The organism is Streptomyces sp. NPDC088810 (assembly GCF_044750305.1).
GTDB lineage: Bacteria > Actinomycetota > Actinomycetes > Streptomycetales > Streptomycetaceae > Streptomyces.
The window spans coordinates 117,485-140,849 of the sequence record NZ_JBIVJQ010000008.1 but is presented as its reverse complement, the minus strand read 5'-3'; the positions used below and the strand labels follow the sequence as shown (position 1 = coordinate 140,849).

Genomic DNA, 23,365 nt, shown 5'->3' with positions numbered 1-23,365 from the left:
GTGCGCCCGTGGGCCGTCAGGCGAGATACGCCGGGGCCGCCACGGGCAATGTAAATCGGAACTCGGCGCCGCCGCCGGCGGCGCGGCCGACCGTGATGGTGCCGCCATGGGCCTCCACGATGCCCTTGACGATGTACAGCCCCAGGCCCGTGCCGCCGCGCTTGCTGCCCCGCCAGAAACGGGTGAAGACGCGGTTCATGGACTCCTCCGGGATGCCGGGCCCCTCGTCGCTCACCGTGACCGACGTGCCGGTTTCCTCGCCCTCGCGCGGGGACGGCGTGGGCGTGACGTCAATGGTGACGGTTCCCTCGCCGTGCCGCACCGCATTTTCGATGAGGTTGCTGAGCACCTGGTCGATCTTGTCGGGGTCGGCCCACAGGCCGGGCAGCGGCTGTTCGATGCGGAGCAGGAAGCGGTCGGCGCGCTGGCCGGCCGCCACGTAGGCCTGGATGTGCCGGGAGACGGCGGCTCCGATGTCCACGGGCTGGCGGCGCACCTCGAGCCGCCCGGAGTCGATCCGGGAGATGTCGAGCAGCTCGGCGATGAGGCGGGTGACGCGGTCGGCGTCGGCGTCGACGGTCTCCAGCATGAGCCGCTTCTGGTCGTCCGTGAAGCGTTCCCACTTGGCGAGCAGGGTGGCGGTGAAGCCCTTCACGGAGGTCAGCGGGGAGCGCAGCTCGTGGGCGACCGTGGCGATCAGCTCGGCGTGGCTGCGCTCGGTACGGCGGCGGGCCTCGGTGTCCCGCAGGGAGACGACCACGCTGCGCACCGGCCCCAGCGGCTCGTCGCGCACGTACCGGGCGCAGACGAGCACCTCGCGGCCGCCCGGCAGCAGCAGGTTGCGCTCCGGCTGCCGGACCCGGATGGCGAGCCCGCCGTAGGGGTCGGTGAGCTGCCACCAGCGGCGCCCCTCCAGGTCCTCCAGGGGCAACGCCTTCTCCAGCAACTGCCCGAGGGCGTCGGCGGGCCGTACCGCGGTGATGCGCGCGGCGGCGGCGTTGAAGCAGGTCACCCGGCCGTGCTCGTCGGCGATGACGAGCCCGTCGGGCAGCTGGTCGGGATCGACGCCGGGGCCGTCGCCGGCGTGCCGGGGCGCGGGTGCGCGCCGCGCGTCCCGTCCCTCCGGCGCGGTGCTCGTGCCGGCCACACTCATCCCCGTACCCCACCTCTCAGACGGCGCAGGGCCCCGCGTTGGTCACCCTACTAGCTCTCGGTGACGGAGCGGCACCCTCCGGAGGCGCGCTGTGCACGGGCCGACGCGTAGAGACATACGGCGGCGGCGGTGGCGAGGTTCAGGCTCTCGGCCTTCCCGTGGATGGGGACGCGTACGACGGCGTCGGCGAGGGCGCGGGTCTCCTCGGGCAGTCCCCAGGCCTCGTTGCCGAAGACCCAGGCGGTGGGGCCGCCCATGGTGCCCTTGTCCAGCTCCTCGTCCAGGTCGCGGTCGCCGGCCCCGTCGGCGGCGAGGATGCGCACCCCGGCCTCCTGCAGCCCGGCCACGGCCCGCTCGACGGGCACACCGACGGCGACGGGCAGGTGGAAGTGGGAGCCGACGGAGGCCCGGACGGCCTTGGGGTTGTACAGGTCGACGGAGGCGTCGGTGAGGACCACGGCATCGGCGCCGGCGGCGTCGGCACAGCGCAGCACGGTGCCGGCGTTGCCCGGGTCCCGTACGTGGGCGAGCACGGCGACCAGCTTGGGCCGGGCGGCGAGGATGTCCTCGAAGGGGGTGTCAAGGAACCGGCAGACCCCGACGAGCCCCTGCGGGGTGACGGTGGTGGAGATGTCGGCGATGACCTCCTCGGAGGCCAGGTGCACCCGGGCGCCGACGCTCCGGGCGGCGCCGATGATGTCGGCGTACCGCTCCGCGGCCTCCACCGTGGCGAACACCTCGACCAGCGTGGCGGTGCCGCCCGCATGATGCCCCGCCGCTTCCCTGACGGCCTGCGGCCCCTCCGCGAGGAACAGCCGGTCCTTCCCCCGGAAGTTCCGCTTGGCGAGCCGTCGCGCGGCGGAGACACGCGCGGAACGGGAGGAGATGAGCTCAGGAGAGACGGGGGGCATCCTTTTACCTTCGGCAACTTGTGGCGCCTCGAAGGGGCGCGGGGCTGCGTCGATCTGCGGCTCCGCCGCGCGGGCGCGACCAGCCACGGCGCAGCCGCACGATGCGCCACAACCCTCAACAACAGGACCCGCAAGCCGTGAAGCCTGCGGGTCCTCCGGTGAACGTCGGCTCAGAGCGAGCGCAGCGTCACGCAGCCTTGGGAGCGTTGACGTCCGACGGCAGCGCCTTCTGCGCGACCTCGACGAGCGCCGCGAAGGCGTTGGCGTCGTTCACGGCCAGCTCGGCCAGGATCTTGCGGTCGACCTCGACGTTCGCGGCCTTCAGACCCTGGATGAAGCGGTTGTAGGTGATGCCGTTGGCGCGGGCAGCGGCGTTGATGCGCTGGATCCACAGCTGACGGAAGTCGCCCTTGCGCTTCTTGCGGTCGTTGTAGTTGTAGACCAGCGAGTGGGTGACCTGCTCCTTGGCCTTGCGGTACAGGCGCGAACGCTGACCGCGGTAGCCGGAGGCCTGCTCGAGGATCGCCCGGCGCTTCTTGTGGGCGTTGACTGCCCGCTTGACGCGTGCCACTTGTTAACTCCTTGTAGCGGGGTCGTGGTGGTCTTCACACGACCCGGAAACGATTCGGTCCCGGTCCAGACGTACGGCGCTCAGTCGGCGCCGCTCGTCACTTGCCGAGAAGCTTCTTGATCTTCGCGGCGTCGCCCGGGGCCATCTCGGCGTTGCCGGTGAGGCGACGCGTGACGCGGGACGACTTGTGCTCGAGCAGGTGGCGCTTGCCGGCGCGCTCACGGAGCACCTTGCCGGAGCCGGTGACCTTGAAGCGCTTGCTGGCACCGCTGTGCGACTTGTTCTTCGGCATAGCGCCGTTCTCTCCTCGTCGGTGGCGCTCCGGTGCCCGGTCGTGAAAACCGGGCACGGTGGAGCGTCGCTCTTCTTTCGGTTACATCCTCGGGGACGTACGTCCCCCGGGATCACGCCTCGGCCGGCTCCTCGGACGGTGCCTCGGCCTCGGCAGGGTTCTGCGACTTTCCGGGGTTCGCCTTCGCGTCGGCCTTGCGGGCCTCCTGCGCCTGGCGGGCCTCGGCCATCGCCTCGGTCTTCTTCTTGTGCGGACCGAGGACCATGATCATGTTTCGGCCGTCCTGCTTCGGGTTCGACTCCACGAAACCGAGGTCCTGGACGTCCTCCGCAAGCCGCTGCAGCAGTCGGTAGCCCAGCTCGGGGCGGGACTGCTCACGGCCACGGAACATGATCGTGATCTTGACCTTGTCGCCCTGCTTGAGGAACCGGACGACGTGACCCTTCTTGGTGTCATAGTCGTGCGGGTCGATCTTCGGCCGGAGCTTCATCTCCTTGATGACCGTGTGCGCCTGGTTCTTGCGCGCCTCACGGGCCTTCATGGCCGACTCGTACTTGAACTTCCCGTAGTCCATGAGCTTGCACACGGGCGGACGGGCGTTCGCCGCGACCTCGACCAGGTCCAGGTCGTACTCCTGCGCAAGCTCCAGTGCCTTAGCGAGCGGGACGATGCCCACCTGCTCGCCACTGGGACCGACAAGTCGCACCTCGGGAACGCGAATCCGGTCGTTGATGCGGGGCTCGGCGCTGATGGATCCTCCTCGGTAGCACCACACGGCGGTCTGGCGGACAGCCGCGTAACGTCTCTTTTCGTGAGACCTAACCGCGCCGAAGCACAAAAAATGCCCCGGACGATCACAGGCGGGGCTCCAAGCACTACCGGAACACCGCCGCGATGCCGCGGGGCGCGCTTTCGGGCGACTCCATCGTCCGTACGGAACGATGGTGGCCGCCTGACCGGGTGACCCGCCGTCCCGGGGGACGGTCAGGTGGGAGATCGGAGCCTCCACTTGTGGGCCGGGCACATAGGTCCGGCCGGTCGTCCTTCAGATTAGCAGGATCGCTTGACAAGGGCTAATTGAGGGCCGCCGGACGCGACCGCCTATGGTGTGGGACATGAGTGACACCCCTGCCGAGTCTTCCGAGGCTCCCGACTTCGACGCGATGACCCGGGACATCGCCGAGGTCCCCGCCGTCGAGGTGATCGTGACGGTCGCCGTCAACCTGATGAGCGCCGCCGCCGTGAAGCTCGGGCTGAGCGAGGAGGGCGAGAAGTACAAGGACCTGGACGAGGCCCGCAAGCTGATCACCGGGCTCGCCGGTCTGCTGGACGCGAGCGCGACCGAGATCAGCTCCTTCCACGCGGCCCCGCTGCGCGACGGCCTGAAGTCGCTGCAGCTGGCCTTCCGCGAGGCGTCCGTCGTCCCGGACGAGCCGGGCCAGGGCCCGGGCGAGAAGTACACCGGGCCCGTCTACGGCTGACCTACTCCTTCACGTACAGGGGCTCGCCCGGAGGCGTGGTCCCGGCCGGCAGCAGTGCCAGGTCGAGGCCGCGCACCAGGCGGGCCCGCAGTGTCTCGTCGGCGGCGAGCCGCTCGGCGACCGCGCGGGCGGCCTCGGCGGGCGGCACGGCCGGGTCGAGGACGAGGGCGAGGGTGCCGTCGGCCCGCCCGGGCCCGAGGTGGGCGCGCAGCACGGCGGGCTCCGCCGCCACCGCCGTACGGACGGCCGCCAGCACGGCGGGGTCGGCGAGCGGGTCGGTGCTGGTGCGGCCCTCGGCGAGGGCGAGCAGCGCCGGGCCGGTCAGCTCGAACGGCACCGGTCCGGCGAGGTCGAGCACGACCGTGTCGGCCTTCTCGTGCGCGGCGGCCTGGAGCGCCTGGTGCAGGGGTACGGCGACGGGCCGGGCGGCCGGGTCCCAGCGGGTCAGGGAGTCCGTGGAGGTGAAGGCGGGCAGTGCGGTGCGGCCGCCGGCCTTCAGGGTGGGTACGGCCATGTCGCTGGTCTTCTCGCGGCGCAGCCCGTTCTCGTCCTCCTCCACCTCGCCGAGCACGGCGACGACGGGGACCAGCAGGCGGGCACCCTTGAGCGCCTCCAGGACCGGTCCGAGAGCGCTGCGGTCCTCGGCCCAGGCGGCGAGCGCGGCGCTCAGCCGGGGGTCGGCGGAGCCGTCGTCGTCGGAGAAGCCGGGGTCGGGAATGTTCTTGTTCGCCACGGTCACCGACCCTATAGCCCGAAGGGGGCGGCGGCGGCAGCGGCTTCTGGCGATAAACGAACCATCACGTTCGGCCGGAAAAATCCAGAATCCTGCACGCCAAATGATCTAGGGTGCAAGGGACTTGACGATGAGCAGGCCGGACGTTGGTGTTCTCTTTGCCAATCGGATGTCCGGCCGCGGAAGGAGCCTCGTGCCTCCCGTACGCCCCACTCGCCGAACCCTCATTGCCGGCGGCCTCGGAGCCGTCGCAGCCGCCGCCGTTCCCCTGTCGGCACCCGGATACGCCTCGGCGGCCGGTCTCATCCCCGTCCGGCTGGCCGGACCGACCGGGCCCGCGCCGGTGGGCGCCGTGGAACTGCACCTGGTCGACCGGGCGCGGACCGAGCCCCGGTCGGGCGCGGGAGAGCCGCGCGAGCTGATGGTGACCGTGCACTACCCGGCCACCGACGTACGTGGTCACGCGCCGCTGCCGTGGCTGCCGACCGGTGCCGAGCGGGCGGTGAAGGCCCGCTTCGGGGGCGCGGTGGACGGCTACGCGCTGCCGTGGACCCACAGCGCGGACCGGGCACCGGCCAGGCCGGGCCGTCGGCCGGTGCTGCTGTACTCGCCGGGCTACACCTCGGACCGCACGTTCAACACCCTCGTCGTCGAGGACCTGGTGTCCTGGGGGTACGTGGTGGTCACGGTGGACCACCCGTACGACTCGGGCGAGGTGGAGTTCCCCGACGGCCGCGTCGTGACCCGGCCCGAGCCGGATCCGGCCGGCCGGGCCGAGGCGGTCGCGGTGCGCGCCGACGACCTGCGGTTCGTGCTCGACCAGCTGGCCGTCCTGAACCGGGGCGGCAACCCCGACGCACAGCGGCGCCCGCTGCCCCGCGGGCTGTGCGGGAGCCTGGACCTCGCGCGGACCGGCGTCTTCGGGCACTCCCGGGGCGGTGCCGCGTCGGCGGCCGTCATGTACCTGGACGAGCGGGTGCGGGCCGGCATCGACCTGGACGGAGCGCTGTACGGACCGGTGGTCGAGCGCGGCCTCGACCGGCCGTTCCTGCTGATGGACACAGCCATCCACGACGGCATGGACCAGGACCCGACCTGGCACCCGTTCTGGGAGCAGCTGCGCGGCTGGCGCCGCTGTCTGCGGCTCGCGGACGCCGACCACAACTCCTACACGGACCTCGTGGCCGTCGCGCCCCAGCTCCCGGAGGTGGTGCGCCAGCAGTTGCAGGCCGGCACGATCCCGGCCGAGCGGGCGGTGGCGGCCGTGCGGGCGGCGGTGCGGGCCTTCTTCGACCTGCAGTTGCGCGGCCGGCCCGACACCGGGCACCTGCTGCACGGCGCTGCGCCGCGCTACCCGGAGATCGGGTACATCGCCGGATAGCGGGGCGGCGGGGTCAGGCCGGCCGCCGGCGGTTGCGCCACAGGACCACCCCGGCCACCAGGAGGACCCCGCCCGCGCCGCCGGCGAGCGGGGCCGCCCAGTCGGAGGGTCCGCTGTCGGCCTTGGCGGCGTCCGGGCCGGCGCCGAAGTACTTCTCGCCGTACGACGCGGCGCGCAGGCCCCGGGGCTTCAGGCGGGCGGCGGCTCGCAGGGCCGCCGCCGGGTCGATCATGCCGAAGCCGCGGGAGTCGTCCCGGCCGCCCACCGGGGCGTCCCGCGCGGTGTCCTCCAGGAGCTTCTTGATCTGCGCCGGGGCCAGGTCGGGGTGGGCCGACCTGATCAGGGCGGCCGCGCCGGAGACGAAGGCGGAGGCCGCGCTCGTGCCCCAGCCGGCGTAGTACTTGTGGTCGGGGTCGGCGATGACGACGTCGACGCCGGGCGCGCTGACGGCGGCGTACCAGCGGCGGGTGGAGAAGCCGGCGCGGGTGCCGTACTTGTCGACGGCGGTGGCGGCGATGACGCCCGGGTAGGCGGCCGGGTAGGAGACGTGGTCGCCCTTGTCGCCGCCGTTGCCCGCGGAGGCGACCACGACCACGCCCTTCTTCAGGGCGTACTGCACCGCCTCGTCCTCGCTGGGCTCGGGGTGCGCGGAGTCGGAGTCGTCGCCGAGGGAGAGGTTGATGACGTCGGCGCCGTGGTCGGCGGCCCAGCGGATGCCGTCGGCGAGGGCGTTGCCGCGGGTGGTACGGGCCTTGGCGCGGGCGGGGTCGCCGTCCTCCAGGATCACCCGGACGGGCAGGAGCTTCGCCTCCGGGGCGACGCCCATGACGCCCTCGGTGTTGCCGGTGCCGTGGCCGTGCCCGGCGATGATCCCGGCCATGGCGGTGCCGTGCCGGGCCCAGGTGCGGTCGCCGGGCCCGGCACCGAAGCCGATCATGTCCTTGGCGGTCAGGACGTTGCCGGCGAGGTCCGGGTGGTCGGCCTCCACGCCGGTGTCCAGGACGGCGACGGTGACACCGCGGCCCTTGGTGGTCCGCCATGCCTCGTCCAGGTGGAGGGCGGACAGGCCCCACTGCTGGGCGCGGATGCCGTCGGCGTGCGCGGTGGCGGACGGCAGCAGGGCGAGGGAGCCGGCGAGCAGCAGGCTCACCGCCGCTCCGGAAAGAGGCTTCATGCGGGCTTCTCCGTGGCCGTGCCGACGGTCTTGCGCAGGCGTCGTTCGACGCGGTCTGCCAGGCCCTGGGCCTCGTTGCCGAGGCCGGCCTGCGCCGGATCGGTGGTGGCGCCGGAACGGACGGCGTCCGCGGCGGGCTGGGGGGCGTCGACGGTACGGCCGTCGGCCCAGCCGGAGACGGCGTAGGCGACGACGGGGGCGTCGGTGAGGACGGAGAGGGTCCAGGAGGCCCGCTGCGCGTCGCCGAACGTGGCGGCGGCCGTGCCGGCGGCGGCGTACGGCCGGGGCATCAAGTCGGCGCGCCGGTCCAGGTGTTCGTCGCGGAAGCGGGCGGCGAGCGCGGACATGGCGGCCGGGTCGGCCTTGGTGAACAGCAGGCCGACGGTGGTGACGTAGCTCTGGGTGGCGTCGGTGTAGGTGGCGCGCAGCAGCCGCTGGCAGCCGACCGGGGCGAGGGCCTTGTACAGCAGCGGGTCGAAGGCGTGGGCGCAGCCGCTGTCGGGGGCCACGGCGATCCGGGTCCAGGTGCGGTCGGCGCCGCCGGGGCCGGCGCCCGTGCCCTCGACGGTGAGCGGGAACAGGTCGTCCACGGGCACGCTGTGCCACAGCGTGCGTGCGGTGCCGAACGAGTTCCCGGCCGCCTCGGGCCCGGCCTCCCCGGTGAGCCAACTCCCGGTCACGGCACCGCCGATCAGCCCGAGCCCGAGCACGAAGCATGCGGCGGCGGCAACGCTGCGCGACCCCGTCCGGGGGCTCGTCCGCGCGCCGGACACATCGGGCTCCGCGAACGACACCACGGGCCGCCCGGCCGGACCGGCACCCCACGAGTACGCCGGATCCGGCCCCTGTGTCCCCATCGGACTCCATCCCCCACCACCGGCCTCACCGGAACGCCCCCGCTCCGGCCGCCGCCCGCCCTTCGCCCCGGCGGGCGCCGCCGTGGGCGTGGAGCGGGGGGGCGTGGTGGGGGCCGGGTGCCCGGGAGCAGGGTGCGTGGGGGCAGGGGGCCTGGAGGCCGGGTGCCCGGGAGCACGGTGTGCGGGGTGCGCGGGAGCGGGGTGGCGGGGACTCGGCGCCGAGGCGCGCTGGGCAGCCGACGGGGTGGAGGACGCCGACGGCGCCGGGGACGCCGGGGCCGCCGAGCGGATCGGGCGCAGGCGCGCGGTCGTCTCCGACGGGGTTTCGACCGGGGCATCCTGCCGCCCGGACGCCCTACCGGAGCGCAGCCGGGCCGTCGTCTCGGCGCCGGTCTCCGACGGAGCCGCCGAGGCGCCCGAGTCCGCCAGGGCTGCCGGCCCGCCCGAAGCCGTCGAGCCGGCCGGGGCCTGTCGGCCGATCTGCCCGCCGGGGCGAGCCGGACCGGTGCCGTCGCGGCGGGCCGCTCGTCCGGTGCTCGGCGGTGCGTCGGGGAACCGGGCCGAGGCGGGCGGCGGGGGTGGGCTCACGGGGCCGGCGACCTCGGGTACGGCCGAGGGGCGCGGCCGGTGGGCACGCGCGCTCGGGACGGCCGGCGGTCGTACACCGCGCGGGGTGAACACCGACGGCTCCTCGTCGAGGTCGTCGTCCGGGGGCATCGACAGACGCCGGACCGGCCCGCCGGAGACCTCACTGGGCGACACCGGCTCGGCAACGGAGCCGGCAGGGCCGACGGTGTCGCGGCCCCGAGCGGAACCGGCGCTGCGGCCCTCGCCGACGGCGTCACCGCGCCCGGAGTCGCCCGTCTCGCTCCCCCAGGCGAAACCCGTGCTGCCGCCGGGGCCGACGGTGTCGCCGGAGGTGGGGGTGGGTCGTGCTTCTGGGCTCATGCACCCCCCGTTTCCTCATGCCCGGGCCGTTTGCTCGTACGCGGGCCGTCGCTGCTGGTCGGCCGCGCCCGGTGCACTGTTCCTCCCGGGCACGCATACCCGTACGGCCGGACCGGCATCCCGGTTCACGTGGGTGCCGGGTGCGTTCCGCCGTACGTGCGCGTCACTCTACGGGTTGTCGGGGGTCGGGACGGAACCGGTCCACGGAGCCGGGGCATCTGCCCGGAACGTCCCTCTACCCTGCGGTAATCCTGTCTGGCAGGCTTCCGTCATGACTGCGCGCGCCGCCGACCGGGCCCGTTACGACCGGGCCACCGCCCATCTCGACGCCCCCCTCGCGATCGTGGACCTGGACGCCTTCGACGCCAACGCGGACGACCTGGTCCGACGCGCCGCGGGCAAGCCCGTGCGGGTCGCCAGCAAGTCGGTCCGCTGCCGGGCCCTGCTGGAACGGGTACTGGCCAGGGACGGCTTCCAGGGGATCATGTCGTTCACCCTCGCCGAGTCGCTGTGGCTCGCGCGGTCGGGGTTCGAGGACATCCTGCTGGCCTATCCGTCCGCCGACCGGGCAGGATTCGCGGAGCTGGCCGCCGATCCGAAGCTGGCCGGTGCCGTCACCGTGATGACCGACGACCCGGCGCACCTCGACCTCATCGATGCCTCCCGCGATGGCGGGCGCGAACCCGTCCGCGTCTGCCTGGAGTTGGACACCTCGCTGAAGCTGCTCGGCGGCCGGGTACGGGTCGGCGCCCGGCGCTCCCCGCTGCACTCCCCCGCCCAACTCGCCGACCTGGCAAGGGCGGTGGCCCGGCGGCCGGGTTTCCGGCTGGTGGGGATCATGGCGTACGAGGGCCACATCGCCGGGGTCGGGGACGCGGTCGCCGGACGGCCCCTGCGCTCGCGGGCGATCCGGCTGATGCAGGCCGCCGCCCGGCGGGAGCTGGCCGAGCGGCGGGCCGCCGTGGTGCGGGCGGTGCGGGCCGTCGCTCCGGACCTCGAGTTCGTCAACGGCGGCGGCACCGGCAGCGTGCAGCACACCGCCGCCGAGGACGCGGTGACCGAGATCGCGGCCGGTTCGGGGCTGTACGTGCCCCGGCTCTTCGACAACTACACGTCGTTCACGGGCCGTCCGGCCGCCCTCTTCGCCCAGCCCGTGGTCCGCCGGCCGGGTGTCGGGACCGTCACCGTGCTCGGCGGCGGTTACCCGGCCTCCGGCGCCGCCGGCCCGGACCGGCTGCCGGTGCCGTACCTGCCGGAGGGCCTGCGGTACGACCCGCAGGAGGGCCCCGGGGAGGTGCAGACCCCGCTGCTCGGCTCGCCCGCCGACGACCTGCTCATCGGCGACAAGGTGTGGTTCCGGCACGCCAAGGCGGGCGAGCTGTGCGAGCGGTTCGACGCCCTCCACCTGATCGAGGGGGACACGGTCGCCGCGACCGTGCCCACCTACCGGGGTGAGGGGCACACGTTCCTGTGACGGGCCGTCCTACAGGGGCGTGACGTACGCGCCCGCGATGCCGCCGTCCACCAGGAAGTCGGTGGCGTTGACGAAGGAGGAGTCGTCGCTGGCCAGGAAGGCGACGGCGGCGGCGATCTCCTCCGCCTCGGCGAACCGGCCGACCGGGATGTGGACGAGGCGGCGGGCGGCCCGCTCGGGGTCCTTCGCGAACAGCTCCTGCAGCAGGGGCGTGTTGACCGGGCCGGGGCACAGGGCGTTGACCCGGATGCCCTCCCGGGCGAACTGCACGCCCAGTTCGCGGGACATGGCGAGGACTCCGCCCTTGGAGGCCGTGTACGAGATCTGGGACGTGGCCGCGCCCATCCGGGCCACGAAGGACGCGGTGTTGATGATGGAGCCCTTGCCCTGCCGGCGCATGTAGGGGATGGCGGCCTTGCAGCACAGGTAGACGGAGGTGAGGTTGACCTCCTGGACGCGCTTCCAGGCCTCCAGACCGGTCTCCAGGATGGAGTCGTCGTCGGGCGGGGAGATGCCGGCGTTGTTGAAGGCGATGTCGACGCTGCCGTAGGTGTCGTACGCCGCCTTGAACAGAGCCTCCACCTGCTCGGGGTCGGTGACGTCGGTCTTCACGAAGAGCCCGCCGACCTCGTCGGCGGCGGCCTTGCCGCGGGCCTCGTCGACGTCGGCGCAGACGACGTGGGCGCCCTCGGAGGCGAGCCGGCGGACGGTGGCGAGTCCGATGCCGCTGCCGGCTCCGGTGACGACGGCGGTACGGCCGGCCAGACGGCGGCAAACAGATTCTGCGGTCACTGTGCGGGGCCCTCCGTGCTGATGAAGACGTTCTTGGTTTCGGTGAAGGCGGTCAGGGCGTCGGGGCCGAGTTCGCGGCCGAGGCCGGACTGCTTGAAGCCGCCGAACGGGGTCCAGTAGCGGACGCTGGAGTGGGAGTTGACGGACAGGTTGCCCGCGCGGACGGCCTGGGACACGCGCAGGGCGCGGCCCACGTCCCGGGTCCAGACGGAGCCGGAGAGACCGTAGGGGGTGTCGTTGGCGAGGCGGACCGCGTCCTCCTCGTCGGTGAAGGGCAGCAGGACGGCGACGGGGCCGAAGATCTCCTCGCGGGCCGCGGGACTGTCGTGCCGCTCCCCGGTGAGCACGGTCGGCGGGAACCAGAAGCCGGGGCCGTCGGGGGCGCTGCCGCGCAGCGCGGGGGCGTCCTCGGGGACGTACGAGCGGACGCGCTCCCGCTGCCGGCCGGAGATCAGCGGGCCCATCTGGGTCTTCTCGTCGGCCGGGTCGCCCACGACCACGGCGGCCAGCGCGTCGGCGAGGAAGGCGCGGGCCTCGTCCAGCACGGTCTCCTGGACCAGGATGCGGGTGCGGGCGCAGCAGTCCTGGCCGCAGTTGTCCAGGAAGGAGAAGGGGTCGAGGGCGGCCTCGAGGTCGGCGTCGGCGAAGACGACGTTGGGGCTCTTGCCGCCGAGTTCCAGGGTGACCGGTTTGACCAGGCGGGCGCAGCGCTCCATGACCTCGCGGCCGGTGCTCGTCGAGCCGGTGAACACGATCTTGGCGACGTCCGGGTGGTCCACCAGGGCGCGTCCGGCGGTGCCGCCGTAGCCGGGCAGGACCTGGAGGACGTGCTCGGGCAGGCCGGCTTCCAGGGCCAGTTCGGCCAGCCGGAGCGCGGTGAGCGGGGTGGTCTCGGCGGGCTTGAGGACCACCGCGTTGCCGGCCGCGAGCGCCGGGAAGGAGCCCCAGGCGGCGATCGGCAGGGGGAAGTTCCAGGGGGCGATCACGCCGATCACGCCCAGGGGTTCCTGGAAGGTGACGTTCCAGCCGCCGGGTGCCGGGATCTGCCGGCCGAGCAGGCGTTCGGCGCCGCCGGCCGCGTAGAGCAGCAGATCACGCGCGTTGCCCGCCTCCCAGCGGGCGTTGCCGACGGTGTGCCCGGCCTCGCGGACCTCCAGCTGGGCGAGTTCCTCGGTGTGGGCGTCGACCACGTCGGCGAAGCGGCGCAGCAGCCGGGCCCGGTCGGCGGGGGCGAGGGCGGCCCAGCGGGTCTGGGCGCGGCGGGCGCGTACGACGGCGGCGTCCACGTCCTCGGCGGTGGCGGCGGGAACGGTGGCGATGATCTCCTCGGTGGCGGGGTTGAGGACCTTCAGCTCGTGCGGGTCGGACACGTGATGACCTTTCCCAGGCGTCGAATCACAGGAGGGCGCGGGCTCACAGGCGTTCGAAGGAGCGGCGCAGCTCCCAGTCGGTGACCGCGGCGTCGAAGGCCTCCAGCTCGACGCGCGCCATGTTGCGGTAGTGGGCGACCACCTCGTCACCGAAGGCGGCCTTGGCCACGGGGCTGTTCTCCCACAGCTCGGCGGCCTCGCGCAGGGTGGTCGGGACGTGCTCGAACCCGGCGGTGTAGGCGTTGCCGGGGCAGGGTTCGGGCAGTTCCAGCTTGTGCTCGATGCCGTACAGGCCGGCGGCCACCAGCCCCGCCACGGCGAGGTACGGGTTGACGTCGCCGCCCGGCAGCCGGTTCTCGAAGCGCAGCGAGCGTCCGTGGCCGACCACCCGGAGGGCGCAGGTGCGGTTGTCGTGGCCCCAGGCGACGGCGGTGGGCGCGAAGGAGCCGGGCTGGAACCGCTTGTAGGAGTTGATGTTGGGGGCGTAGAGGAGGGAGAAGTCGCGCAGGGCGGCGAGCTGTCCGGCGAGGAAGTGCCGCATCACCTCGGACATCCCGTCGGGGCCGGCCATGGCGTTGCGGCCGTCGGCGTCGGCGAGGGAGAGGTGGATGTGGCAGGAGTTGCCCTCGCGTTCGTTGTACTTGGCCATGAAGGTGATCGAGACGCCCTCCTGGGCGGCGATCTCCTTGGCGCCGGTCTTGTACAGGGCGTGCTGGTCGCAGGTGACGAGGGCCTCGTCGTAGCGGAAGGCGATCTCGTGCTGGCCGGGGTTGCACTCGCCCTTGGCGGACTCGACGGTGAGGCCGGCGCCGGCCATGTCGTTGCGCAGGCGGCGCAGCAGGGGCTCGATGCGGCCGGTGCCGAGGATGGAGTAGTCGATGTTGTACTGGTTGGCCGGGGTGAGATCGCGGTAGTTCGCGTTCCAGGCCTGCTCGTAGCTGTCCTTGAAGACGATGAACTCCAGCTCGGTGCCGACCTGGGCGGTGTAGCCGAGTGCGGCGAGCCGCTCCAGCTGGCGACGCAGGATCTGGCGCGGGGCGGCGACCACCGGGGAGCCGTCGTTCCAGGCGAGGTCGGCGACGAGCAGGGCGGTGCCGGGGTGCCAGGGGATGCGGCGCAGGGTGGACAGGTCCGGGTGCATGGCGAAGTCGCCGTAGCCGCGTTCCCAGGAGGACATCGCGTAGCCGTCGACGGTGTTCATCTCGGTGTCGACGGCGAGCAGGTAGTTGCATCCCTCGGTGCCGTGGTGCAGGACCTCGTCGAGGAAGAAGCGGGCGGCGAACCGCTTGCCCTGCAGCCGCCCTTGCATGTCGGGGAAGGCCAGGACGACAGTGTCGATCTCACCGCCCGCGACGAGGGCGTGCAGTTCCTCGACGCTGAGCGGGGGTGTGCGGTCTGCCACGGGAGAGCCTCCTTCGGCGCCATCGCGCTTTTTCGGCCGGGCCGGGAGCCATAAGGTATTGCGGAGAACCATTGCTTGGGAAGGGGGTACGGCCGATGTCGCAGGACATGGGTGCCGACGGGCCGCAGGACCGGCTCGCTCCGGTGCTGCGGCCGGTGCGGGCGGGCAACGGCTTCGAGGAGGCGCTGGAGCAGATCCTGCAGGTCGTCCGGCTGGGCCTGGTGCCGGGCGGCGAGCGCCTGCCGGCGGAACGGGAGCTGGCGGAACGGCTCGGGATCAGCCGGGTGACGTTGCGCGAGGTGCTGAAGGTGCTCCAGGACCAGGGTCTGGTGGAGGCGCGGCGCGGGCGGTACGGCGGAACGTTCGTGCTGCCCCGCACGGACGCGGGCGGCGAGGACGAGCTGCGGCGCCGGATCGCCGAGGTCGACATCGAGGACGTGCTGCGCTTCCGTGAGGTGCTGGAGGTGGGGGCGGCCGGGCTGTGCGCGGCGCACGGGCTGACCCGGGAGCAGGCGGAGCGGCTGCGGGAGGCGCTGGACCGCACCCACGAGGCCCCGCTGGCGGACTACCGTCGGGCGGACACGCTGCTGCACCTGACACTGGCCGAGCTGTGCGGTTCGCCGTCGCTGACCGCGCAGTACGCGGCGGTCCGGGCCACCGTGAACGACCTGCTGGACTGCATCCCGCTGCTGGTGCGCAACCTGGAGCACTCCCAGCGGCAGCACACCGCGCTGGTGGGGGCGGTGCTGGACGGGGACGCGGACGGGGCGCGGGAGATGATGCGTGAGCACTGCGCGGGGACGGCGGCGCTGCTGCGGGGCTTCCTGGCCTGAGCCGCTTCTGCAAAGGTATGAGTGAACACCTTTGAAGGCATGCCAGGGAGGACAACATGAGCGCACGGCCGCTGATCGGTGTGAGCACGTATCTGGAGTCCGGCGTGCGCTGGGGGGTGTGGGAGCTGGACGCGGTGCTGCTGGCGGCCGGCTATCCGCGGCTGGTGCAGCGGGCCGGCGGGCTTGCGGCGCTGCTGCCGCCGGACGCCCCGGAGCACGCCGAGGCCGCGGTGGCCCGGCTCGACGGGCTGGTCATCGCGGGCGGCCCGGATGTCGACCCGGCCCGGTACGGCGCCGAGCGCTCACCGCGCACGGGGCCGCCCGCGCCGGAGCGGGACGCCTGGGAGCTGGCGCTGATCCGGGCGGCGCTGGCCGCGGAGGTGCCCCTGCTCGGCGTCTGCCGGGGCATGCAGCTGCTGAACGTCGCCCTCGGCGGCACGCTCGTCCAGCACCTGGACGGGCACGCGGAGCTGGTCGGCGTGTTCGGCGAGCACCCGGTGAAGCCGGTGCCGGGCACGCTCTACGCCGGCATCGTCCCGGACGAGCTGGCGGTGCCGACGTACCACCACCAGGCGGTGGAGCGGCTCGGCGAGGGACTCGTCCCGTCGGCCTACGCGGCCGACGGGACCGTGGAGGCCGTGGAACTGCCGGCGGACCGGGGCTGGGTGCTGGGCGTGCAGTGGCATCCGGAGATGGGCGAGGACCTGCGGGTGATGCGGGCCCTGGTCACAGCCGCCTCCTGAGCCAGGCCAGGGCGGCCTCGCCCTGCGCGCGCTGGAAGGGGCGCAGGGTGGGCAGGCCCGGCGGCGCCGGGCGCAGCGAGCCGCGCAGGAAGTAGCCGGTGAGGGCGGCCAGCGCCGCGGTCACGGCGCCCGGCTCAGCGGCCCGGCCGAGGGGGTGCGCAGCGAACACCTCTTCCGGGTCCGGACCGCCCTGCGCCCGCACGCACGGCAGCATGACCAGCAGGTCGAACCAGGGCGCGGCGCGCAGGGCGTGCGGCCAGTCCACGAAGACGACGCCGTCGGCCGTGAGCAGGACGTTGTCCGCGCGCAGGTCGGCATGGGCCAGGGTGTCGCCGGACGCGCCCTCGGACCATCCGGCCTCCAGCGCGGCGAGTTCGGCCAGGTGACCGGCGGCCCAGCCGCCGAGCCGGTCCCGTACGTCGCCGCCCTCGCCGTCGCGGAGCGCGCGCCAGCCGGCGAAGTCGTCGGCCAGCTCCTCGGCGACGGGCGGCGCGTCGACCGGGGACGGCGTGCCGGTGCGGGCGAGCACGGTCAGGGCGTCCAGCACCCGGCGCAGTTCCGCCGGCCGCCAGGGCACGTGCGGCTGACGTCCCGCCACCTCCTCGAAGACCAGCGCCACCCAGGTGCCGTCGTCGTACGACCCGAGCAGCCGGGGCGCCGGCACGGTGGCCGGCAGTGCGGCGGCGTTCCGTGCCTCCTTGCGGTGCAGGCCGGGGCTGTGCGGATTGGCCTCGGCGCTGACCGCCTTGACGAAGCCGGTACGGCCGGCCGCCGTCCGCACCCGGGCGGCCACACCGGGCGAAAACCCACCGCTCTGTGTGACGGCCCGCACCACCGGCCCCCCGAGCACCTCCCCGACGGCGTCACGGACGACGGCCGGGAGACCTTCCCAGGGAGCACGAACGCCCGTGGCGGGCGGGGCGATGGCGGTCATGGAGAGCATGGTGCCGGTCCGCCGCACGACTTGGCCAAGGGATTTCAGGCCCGGCACCGGGGGCGGGGATGGAGGGGCGCCGTAGGGGGTGGCGGGGACCTCCCGGGCCTGGCTCGGTGGACGGACGCCGCAAGGGGTTACGGATCGCCCTGGGTGGAGCTGGGCGGATGGCCGTCGTAGGAGCGGTGGGTCCCGCCCCGGGCGCGGGTCCGTGGCGGCTGAAGTCGCGCCAAGCGGCGGAGCAGCATGCCGGCGCGGCACGCTCGCGGCGGAGCCCCCTGCCGACGCTCTCACCCCCGTGTCAGTGACAGAAGTTCGCGGGCCGGGCCGGTTGGGCGGTGGCCCGTGGGCCATACCGCGCGGAGGTCGCGGTGGAGGGATACGCCCTCGACCGGGATGCTGACCAGGCGCCGCATCGACAGTTCCTCGCCCACCGCCAGTTCGCTCAGGACCGAGGGGCCGGCGCCGCTGACCGCCGAGGCCTTCACCGCCGTCGTGGAGGAGAGCTCGATCAGCGGGCGGGCCAGGCCGCCGAGGGCCGCGTCGAGGACCTGGCGGGTGCCGGAGCCGCGTTCGCGCAGGATCAGGGGGGTCGCGGCCAGCTCCGCCGCCGTCACGGGCCGCCGGCGGCGGGCCCAGGCGTGGCCCGGCGCGGTGACGACGATCAGCCGGTCGTGGGCGATGACCGCGGAGTCCAGCCCCGGGGGCACGGACAGGCCCTCCACGAAGCCGACGTCCGCCTCGCCGGACAGCAGCAGCTCCGCGACCTTCGCCGAGTTGCCCGCGAGCAGCGAGACGGCCGTGTCGGGCCGCTCGGCGTGCAGCGCGAGGAGCCAGCCGGGCAGCAGGTACTCGGCGATGGTCATGCTCGCCGCGACCCGGAGCCGGGAGTCCCGCCGGTCCCTGAGCGCCCGCGCCCCCGCGTCGAAGGCCGCCGCGGCCTCCACCACCCGCCGGGCCCAGTCGGTGACCAGGGCGCCGGCGTCGGTGAGCCGGGAGCCGCGCGGCGAGCGGTCGACCAGGGCGACGCCCAGCTGCCGTTCCATGGAGCGGATCCGGCTGCTGGCGGCGGGCTGGGTGATCCCGACCTCGCGGGCCGCCGCGCCGAGACTGCCCAGCCGCGCCACCGCGAGCAGCAACTCCAGCGCGGCGAGGTCCGGCACCCGGTGCGCCAGGGATGCCGTCGGCTGTCGCTGTTCCTCCGCCTCGCTCATAAGACCAGCTTATGTCCTCATAGACAGGAAGTCCCTGGTCAGGGGCGATCGGCCGCGGGACCGTGGGGACATGGTCACCGCAGCCCAGCCCCTGCCCCTCTCCCGTGCCGGCCGTCTCCGGCACCTCGGCCCGAACTGGTACGCCTCCGTGATGGGCACCGCCGTCGTCGGCTCGGCCGGCGTCGCGCTGCCCGGACCGGCGCACGGCCCGCGCGGTGTCTTCGCGGCCTTCTGGGCGCTGTCCCTGCTCCTGCTGGCGACCCTGCTGGCCGCCCGGGCGATGCACTGGAGCCGCCACCGCGACCAGGCCCGCGCCCATCTCCTCGACCCCGCCATGGCCCCGTTCTACGGCTGCCTGGCGATGGCCCTGCTGGCGGTCGGCGGCGGCGCCCTGACGGCCGGCCGGGAGCTGATCGGCATGCGGGCGGCCGTCGCCCTGGACACCGTGCTGTTCACCACCGGTACGGCGGTCGGGCTCGGGGCCGCCGTGGCCGTGCCGTACCTGATGGCCGTACGGCATCGCGTCGAGGCCGCCCAGGCCACCCCGGTGTGGCTGCTGCCGCTGGTCGCGCCCATGGTGTCGGCCGCGCTCGGCCCGCTGCTGGTGCCGCATCTGCCGCCGGGGCAGCCCCGGGAGACCCTGCTGCTGGCCTGCTTCGCGCTGTTCGGACTGAGCCTGCTGGCCGTGCTGCTGATGCTGCCGCTGGTCTTCGCCCGGCTGCTCACCGCCGGGCCGCTGCCGCTCGCGCTCACCCCGACCCTGTTCCTGGTCCTCGGCCCGCTCGGCCAGTCCACCACCGCCGTCGCGCTGATCGCGGACGCGGCCCCCGGGGTCGTACCGGCCCCGTACGACCGCGGTCTCGGCGTGTTCGCCGTGCTGTACGGCGTGCCGGTGATGGGCTTCGCGCTGCTCTGGCTGGGGCTGGCCACCGCGCACGTGGTGCGGGCCCGGCGCCGGGGCATGGGCTTCGCGCTGACCTGGTGGGCGTTCACCTTCCCGGTGGGCACCTGTGTCACCGGCGCCGCGGCCCTCGCCCGGCACACCGGGCTGGCGCTGTACGACGCCCTGGCCGTCGGCCTGTACGCCGTCCTCGTGGCCGCCTGGCTCGCGGCGGCCCGGGGCACCGTGCGCGGTCTGCTCAGCGGCGAGCTGCTCGCAGCGCCCCGGCCAGCACCCGTGGCGCTTCCGCCAGGGACGGGCCGTACCACGTCAGGTGCCGCCCGCTGACCAGGGCGCAGGGCAGGCCGGGGAAGGCCTCCGGGCCGTCGTCGGCGGTGAACCGGTACGGCTCGTCGGGCAGCACCACCACGTCCGGGTGCGCCGCCCGCAGCTCGTCCAGGGGGATGCGGGGGTAGCGCTCGGGGTGCGTGGCGTACACGTGGTCCACGCCCAGACGGGCCAGGACGTCGCCCGCGAAGGTGTCCCGGCCGAGCACCATCCAGGGCCGGCGCCAGACCGGTACGACCGCTGTCCTGCGCTCCGCAGGCTCGGGCAGCGCCGCCCAGGCGGCCTCGGCCGCGTCCAGCCAGCCGGGCCGGCCCGGCGCACCGCACGCGGTGAGCACCCGGTCCAGCTCGGTGAACGCCTGCGGCACGCTGCGCACCTCGGTGACCAGCACCTCGGCCCCCGCCGCACGCAGAGCGTCCAGGTCGGCGGCCCGGTTCTCCTCCTCGTTGGCGATCACCAGGTCGGGGGCGAGGGCGACGATCCGGTCCACCTTCGGGTTCTTCGTCCCGCCGATCCGGGTGACATCGAGGTCCGCCGGGTGGGAGCACCAGTCGGTGGCACCGACGAGGGCGCCGGGCAGGGTGACCGCCACCGCCTCGGTCAGGGACGGAACCAGGGAGACGACCCGCGCCCTGAAGGGGCCGGAATCGCGCGACCAGCCACGACGGCGCCGCAGACCGTCCACGCCGCCCTCACCCCCTCCCGCCGCACTCTCAGCGGGACCGGTCCTGAAAAGCCTCGATGTGCTCCGCCACCGCTACCACGATGATCCGGGTGTCCGGAACGGTGGCCCGCCACCGGTGCCGTACCCCGCCCGTCAGATAAAGGGTGTCGCCGCGGCCGAGCCGGTACGCGCGCCCCTCGGCCTCGATCTCCACCGCGCCGTCGGCGACGTACATCAGCTCGTCGTTGCGGTGCTGGAACTCGCGGCCGGCGTCGTGGTCGCCGGTGAACTCGGAGGCGTGCAGCTGGTGGTGGCCGCGCACCAGGGTGCGGGTGCGCGGGTCGAAGTCGCCCTCGGGGAGGTGCTCGGCGCGGACGACGTCCACGCTGGCGGCCGGATCGGCGGCGGCGAGGAGTTCGACGGCCGTGGTCCGCAGCGCGTCGGCCAGCTTCTCCAGGGAGGTGCGGCTCGGGCGGGCCCGGTCGTTCTCGACCTGGCTGAGGAAGGGCACCGAGAGGCCGCTGCGCTCGGCCACGACGGCGAGGGTGAGTTCCAGCGCGCGGCGGCGCCGCCGGACGGCCGCGCCCACCCGCACGGGCTGCTGCTCTTTGTGGTCGCCCATCGCTCCGGCTCCCTCCCTCACTCGTCGTGCCGCTGTCCGAGTGCCCGCTGCGGGGCACACCTCTTCCGATGACTTCTCTGCACCCTACGCATGTTCGGCAAACCGTTTCACGTGCCTGCCACATCCCTGTCGTTCCCGTGATCCCCCACCCTGTCGGTTCGCGCCAGTGATCGGGGGCGGGCGGCCGGTCCGGAACCCGGTCACCCGGGAGGATGAACATGCCGACCAGCTGGGCGGGGCACCCCGGCACAGGCCAACGCTCCTGACGCACAGTGATTGGCCTGATCCTTGCCGTAGCCGGAACCCTGCGAGGGGCGGGCAGCCGCCACAGCCGGGCGCGGACGGCGTCCCCCTCCCTGCCCTTGCCCGCCCCGTGCACGGCCGGCGTGGAGCCGCCGACCCGCCCGGGCTGACGCGTCGGCCACGGGGGCGGTCGGGCCGACGGCGCGCAGCTCCGGCCGGCCGGCGCCCCTGCGCAGGCGTCCGACTGCGTCGTCGCCCCAGGTCGAGGCGGGGCAGACTCGGAAGCGGCCGTTCACGGCAGTGCGCGTCATGGAACGCCGTCCGGGAGCACCGGGCGCTGTCGGTGGCGTGCGGCATGATGCCTGCGTGACCGGACGACTGATGCTTCTCGACACCGCCTCGCTGTACTTCCGCGCCTACTTCGGCGTCCCGGACTCCGTGAAGGCGCCGGACGGCACGCCCGTCAACGCGGTCCGCGGGCTGCTGGACTTCATCGACCGGCTGGTCAAGGACCACCGGCCGGAGCACCTGGTGGCCTGCATGGACGCCGACTGGCGCCCGCAGTGGCGGGTGGACCTCATCCCCACCTACAAGGCGCACCGGGTCGCCGAGGAGCACGAGGGCGCGCCGGACGAGGAGGAGGTGCCGGACACCCTCGCCCCGCAGGTGCCGGTGATCGAGGAGGTGCTGGACGCGATCGGGATCGCGCGCGTCGGCGTCGCGGGGTACGAGGCGGACGACGTGATCGGCACGTTCACCGCGCGGGCCCGGGGCCCGGTCGACATCGTCACCGGCGACCGCGACCTGTACCAGCTGGTGGACGACGAGCGGGAGATCCGGGTGCTGTATCCGCTCAAGGGCGTCGGCACGCTGCAGCTGACTGACGCGGCGGTGCTGCGCGAGAAGTATGGCGTCGACGGGCGCGGGTACGCGGACCTGGCGCTGCTGCGCGGCGACCCGAGCGACGGCCTGCCGGGCGTGGCCGGGATCGGCGAGAAGACGGCCGCCAAGCTGCTCGCCGAGTTCGGCGACCTGGCCGGGATCATGGCGGCGGTCGACGACCCGCGGGCGAAGCTCACGCCGTCGCAGCGCAGGCGGCTCACCGAGGCCCGGCCGTATGTCGCGGTCGCGCCGAAGGTGGTGCGGGTGGCCGACGACGTGCCGCTGCCGGACGTCGACACGGCCCTGCCGGGGGCCCCGCGCGATCCGGCGGCGCTGGAGGCGCTGGCGCACCGCTGGGGCCTCGGCGGTTCCCTGCAGCGGCTGTTGACGACGCTCGCGCGGTGACGTCGACCGGAATATTCCGGTAAAGGGGCTCAGCGGGCGCTGACGGAACAGGTGTGGAATCAGAGCGGGATGCTAACTTAGGTAAACCTAACCAACCCCGCAGGAGGCCGTGATGGCAGAACGTCCGGGACGAAAGCCGCGCAAGCCCCATACCGCCCAGGTGATGCGCACCGAGCGGCTGACCCCGCACATGCAGCGTGTGGTGCTCGGCGGAGAGGGCCTGGCCGGATTCGCCGCGGACACCTGCACCGACCACTACGTGAAGCTGCTGTTCGGCGCCGACGGCGTCACCTACCCGGAGCCCTTCGACCTGGAGCGGATCCGCGCCGAGTTCCCGCGCGAGCAGTGGCCGGTGACCCGGACGTACACCGTGCGCGCCTGGGACCCGGGCCGGCGCGAGCTGACCCTGGACTTCGTGATCCACGGCGACGAGGGCCTGGCCGGCCCCTGGGCCGTCCGGGCCCAGCCCGGCGACACCGTGCGCCTCCTGGGCCCCGGCGGCGCGTACGCGCCCGACCCGGAGGCCGACTGGCATCTGCTCGCCGGTGACGAGAGCGCGCTGCCCGCGATCGCCCGCGCCCTGGAGGCGCTGCCCGCCGGCGCCCGTGCGCACGCCTTCGTCGAGGTGTCCGGGCCCGAGGAGGAGCAGAAGATCGTCACCGACGTACCGGTGGTCTGGCTGCACCGCGGGGACCGGCCGGTCGGCGAGACCCTGGTGGAGGCCGTGCGCGGGCTGGAGTTCCCCGAAGGCCGGATGCACGCCTTCGTGCACGGCGAGGCGGGCTTCGTGAAGGAGCTGCGCCGGCTGCTGCGGGTCGAGCGGGAGGTCCCGCGCGAGGACCTGTCGATCTCCGGCTACTGGCGCCTCGGCCACAACGAGGACGGCTGGCAGGCCTCCAAGCGGGAGTGGAACGCCCGGATCGAGGCCGAGCAGGAGGGCGCGGCGGCAGCGGCGGCATGAGCGGACGGAGGCGGGGGGGCCCCCCCCCGGGGGGGCCCCCCCCCCCCCCGGCCCGGGGGGGTGTGGGGCGGGCCCCCGCCGGGGGGGGGGGATTAGG

23 protein-coding genes are annotated in these 23,365 nt (G+C 74.0%); 8 read left to right on the top strand and 15 right to left on the bottom strand.

Annotated features, from left to right (window positions below; all coding sequences use genetic code 11):
* Positions 1 to 16: 16 nt before the first annotated feature.
* The 5 genes from ACIP4Y_RS24945 to infC all read right to left on the bottom strand — a co-directional run bounded on the left by ACIP4Y_RS24945 (position 17) and on the right by infC (position 3,702).
* A complete protein-coding gene (locus ACIP4Y_RS24945) occupies positions 17 to 1,153 on the bottom strand; it encodes an ATP-binding protein (protein ID WP_358643449.1) in 1,137 nt (378 codons plus the stop codon).
* A gap of 50 nt (positions 1,154 to 1,203) precedes the next feature.
* Positions 1,204 to 2,064 (bottom strand): TrmH family RNA methyltransferase, encoded by an 861-nt coding sequence (locus ACIP4Y_RS24940; RefSeq protein WP_401397353.1) that lies wholly within the window; start codon positions 2,062 to 2,064, stop codon positions 1,204 to 1,206.
* 187 nt (positions 2,065 to 2,251) lie between these two features.
* Positions 2,252 to 2,635 (bottom strand): 50S ribosomal protein L20, encoded by a 384-nt coding sequence (gene rplT, locus ACIP4Y_RS24935; protein ID WP_006141703.1) that lies wholly within the window; start codon positions 2,633 to 2,635, stop codon positions 2,252 to 2,254.
* A 97-nt stretch (positions 2,636 to 2,732) separates the two neighbouring features.
* Positions 2,733 to 2,927: a 50S ribosomal protein L35 gene (rpmI, locus tag ACIP4Y_RS24930; RefSeq protein ID WP_004933563.1), complete on the bottom strand. Its 195-nt coding sequence runs from the start codon at positions 2,925 to 2,927 to the stop codon at positions 2,733 to 2,735.
* Between the two features lie 112 nt (positions 2,928 to 3,039).
* Positions 3,040 to 3,702, bottom strand: coding sequence for a translation initiation factor IF-3 (gene infC, locus ACIP4Y_RS24925; protein WP_041667362.1), 663 nt, complete (start codon positions 3,700 to 3,702; stop codon positions 3,040 to 3,042).
* Between the two features lie 340 nt (positions 3,703 to 4,042).
* On the opposite strand from infC, the gene ACIP4Y_RS24920 reads away from it, so the two are divergent.
* Positions 4,043 to 4,408 (top strand): DUF1844 domain-containing protein, encoded by a 366-nt coding sequence (locus ACIP4Y_RS24920; protein ID WP_358643456.1) that lies wholly within the window; start codon positions 4,043 to 4,045, stop codon positions 4,406 to 4,408.
* 1 nt (position 4,409) lies between these two features.
* Here the strand turns inward: ACIP4Y_RS24920 and ACIP4Y_RS24915 are convergent, their stop codons facing one another.
* Positions 4,410 to 5,141, bottom strand: coding sequence for an SseB family protein (locus ACIP4Y_RS24915; protein ID WP_401397348.1), 732 nt, complete (start codon positions 5,139 to 5,141; stop codon positions 4,410 to 4,412).
* Positions 5,142 to 5,334: 193 nt separating this feature from the next.
* On the opposite strand from ACIP4Y_RS24915, the gene ACIP4Y_RS24910 reads away from it, so the two are divergent.
* Positions 5,335 to 6,522 (top strand): alpha/beta hydrolase family protein, encoded by a 1,188-nt coding sequence (locus tag ACIP4Y_RS24910; RefSeq protein ID WP_401397345.1) that lies wholly within the window; start codon positions 5,335 to 5,337, stop codon positions 6,520 to 6,522.
* A 13-nt stretch (positions 6,523 to 6,535) separates the two neighbouring features.
* Here ACIP4Y_RS24910 and mycP read toward each other — a convergent pair whose 3' ends face one another.
* Together mycP and ACIP4Y_RS24900 are read right to left on the bottom strand one after the other, a co-directional pair.
* Positions 6,536 to 7,696, bottom strand: a complete 1,161-nt coding sequence (mycP, locus tag ACIP4Y_RS24905) for a type VII secretion-associated serine protease mycosin (RefSeq protein ID WP_401397342.1) — start codon at positions 7,694 to 7,696, stop codon at positions 6,536 to 6,538.
* Positions 7,693 to 9,501, bottom strand: a complete 1,809-nt coding sequence (locus ACIP4Y_RS24900; RefSeq protein ID WP_401397339.1) for a hypothetical protein — start codon at positions 9,499 to 9,501, stop codon at positions 7,693 to 7,695. The genes mycP and ACIP4Y_RS24900 overlap by 4 nt, the downstream gene beginning before the upstream one ends.
* A gap of 271 nt (positions 9,502 to 9,772) precedes the next feature.
* Between ACIP4Y_RS24900 and ACIP4Y_RS24895 the strand changes: the two genes are divergently transcribed.
* The gene (locus tag ACIP4Y_RS24895) at positions 9,773 to 10,975 is read left to right on the top strand and encodes an amino acid deaminase/aldolase (RefSeq protein ID WP_401397336.1); all 1,203 of its coding nucleotides are present in this window, start codon (positions 9,773 to 9,775) and stop codon (positions 10,973 to 10,975) included.
* A gap of 9 nt (positions 10,976 to 10,984) precedes the next feature.
* On the opposite strand, the gene ACIP4Y_RS24890 is transcribed toward ACIP4Y_RS24895, so the two are convergent.
* From ACIP4Y_RS24890 to ACIP4Y_RS24880, 3 genes are read right to left on the bottom strand one after another with little or no spacing between them, the layout of a single operon-like run.
* Positions 10,985 to 11,767 carry a 3-oxoacyl-ACP reductase gene (locus ACIP4Y_RS24890; protein WP_358643468.1) on the bottom strand — a complete coding sequence of 261 codons (783 nt, stop codon included), beginning with the start codon at positions 11,765 to 11,767 and terminating at the stop codon, positions 10,985 to 10,987.
* A complete protein-coding gene (locus ACIP4Y_RS24885; RefSeq protein WP_401397333.1) occupies positions 11,764 to 13,137 on the bottom strand; it encodes an aldehyde dehydrogenase family protein in 1,374 nt (457 codons plus the stop codon). The genes ACIP4Y_RS24890 and ACIP4Y_RS24885 overlap by 4 nt, the downstream gene beginning before the upstream one ends.
* Before the next feature lie 43 nt (positions 13,138 to 13,180).
* Complete coding sequence (locus ACIP4Y_RS24880) at positions 13,181 to 14,539, bottom strand: glutamine synthetase family protein (RefSeq protein ID WP_358643472.1); 1,359 nt, start codon at positions 14,537 to 14,539, stop codon at positions 13,181 to 13,183.
* Positions 14,540 to 14,634: 95 nt separating this feature from the next.
* On the opposite strand from ACIP4Y_RS24880, the gene ACIP4Y_RS24875 reads away from it, so the two are divergent.
* Both ACIP4Y_RS24875 and ACIP4Y_RS24870 read left to right on the top strand, forming a co-directional pair.
* Positions 14,635 to 15,372, top strand: a complete 738-nt coding sequence (locus tag ACIP4Y_RS24875) for a FadR/GntR family transcriptional regulator (RefSeq protein WP_401397329.1) — start codon at positions 14,635 to 14,637, stop codon at positions 15,370 to 15,372.
* A gap of 56 nt (positions 15,373 to 15,428) precedes the next feature.
* Entirely contained in the window at positions 15,429 to 16,115 is a 687-nt protein-coding gene (locus ACIP4Y_RS24870; RefSeq protein ID WP_401397326.1) for a gamma-glutamyl-gamma-aminobutyrate hydrolase family protein, read from the top strand.
* Here the strand turns inward: ACIP4Y_RS24870 and ACIP4Y_RS24865 are convergent.
* Positions 16,099 to 17,049, bottom strand: a complete 951-nt coding sequence (locus ACIP4Y_RS24865; RefSeq protein ID WP_401397323.1) for a phosphotransferase — start codon at positions 17,047 to 17,049, stop codon at positions 16,099 to 16,101. The genes ACIP4Y_RS24870 and ACIP4Y_RS24865 overlap by 17 nt on opposite strands.
* Positions 17,050 to 17,339: 290 nt before the next feature.
* A complete protein-coding gene (locus tag ACIP4Y_RS24860; RefSeq protein ID WP_358643480.1) occupies positions 17,340 to 18,263 on the bottom strand; it encodes a LysR family transcriptional regulator in 924 nt (307 codons plus the stop codon).
* A 70-nt stretch (positions 18,264 to 18,333) separates the two neighbouring features.
* Here ACIP4Y_RS24860 and ACIP4Y_RS24855 point away from each other — a divergent pair, with 70 nt between their 5' ends.
* Positions 18,334 to 19,491 (top strand): TDT family transporter, encoded by a 1,158-nt coding sequence (locus ACIP4Y_RS24855; protein ID WP_401397320.1) that lies wholly within the window; start codon positions 18,334 to 18,336, stop codon positions 19,489 to 19,491.
* Here ACIP4Y_RS24855 and ACIP4Y_RS24850 read toward each other — a convergent pair.
* A complete protein-coding gene (locus ACIP4Y_RS24850) occupies positions 19,403 to 20,176 on the bottom strand; it encodes a helical backbone metal receptor (RefSeq protein WP_401397317.1) in 774 nt (257 codons plus the stop codon). The genes ACIP4Y_RS24855 and ACIP4Y_RS24850 overlap by 89 nt on opposite strands.
* Before the next feature lie 28 nt (positions 20,177 to 20,204).
* On the bottom strand, positions 20,205 to 20,777 hold the full coding sequence (locus tag ACIP4Y_RS24845; protein WP_401397314.1) for a helix-turn-helix domain-containing protein: 573 nt from the start codon (positions 20,775 to 20,777) through the stop codon (positions 20,205 to 20,207).
* Positions 20,778 to 21,386: 609 nt separating this feature from the next.
* Here ACIP4Y_RS24845 and ACIP4Y_RS24840 point away from each other — a divergent pair.
* Positions 21,387 to 22,307, top strand: coding sequence for a 5'-3' exonuclease H3TH domain-containing protein (locus ACIP4Y_RS24840; protein ID WP_401397311.1), 921 nt, complete (start codon positions 21,387 to 21,389; stop codon positions 22,305 to 22,307).
* A gap of 112 nt (positions 22,308 to 22,419) precedes the next feature.
* A complete protein-coding gene (locus ACIP4Y_RS24835; RefSeq protein ID WP_401397308.1) occupies positions 22,420 to 23,268 on the top strand; it encodes a siderophore-interacting protein in 849 nt (282 codons plus the stop codon).
* Positions 23,269 to 23,365: the final 97 nt, after the last annotated feature.